The organism is Methanosaeta sp. UBA356, assembly GCF_002496465.1.
GTDB classification, from domain to species: domain Archaea; phylum Halobacteriota; class Methanosarcinia; order Methanotrichales; family Methanotrichaceae; genus Methanothrix; species Methanothrix soehngenii.
Genome location: NZ_DAKC01000084.1, coordinates 9,991 through 10,299 on the forward strand (window position 1 = coordinate 9,991; position 309 = coordinate 10,299).

The 309-nt window shown below is 61.2% G+C and carries 1 pseudogene; it reads right to left on the reverse strand.

Annotated elements, in window-relative coordinates:
- Positions 1 to 309 (reverse strand): annotated as a pseudogene (locus tag BP727_RS07280) (hypothetical protein); the annotation flags it as partial.

Below are 309 nucleotides of genomic sequence, written 5' to 3' on the forward strand. Positions count from 1 at the left end.
GATGACCTCGGAGCCGTCTCTATGTTCGATTCCGCCGGCAAAGACGAAGGCCACAGGCCGCCGGTTTGCCTCGGTGCTTCTGGCCAGGATATAGCCCTCGGTCTCGTCTTGGGCCTTGATTACCCTGCTCTGGCTCTCATCCCACACCACCTCATCGATTCCCAGATATGATAGCAGATATCGGCAGGCCGCTCTCGCCAGCTTCATGGGCTGGTGGTATCCCTGATAGTGAGTCTCTAGGGCGTCCACCCCCTCTACGCGCAGCTGGGCATGGCCGCGAGCATTCAATTCCGCCGCCGGGCCGGAGAG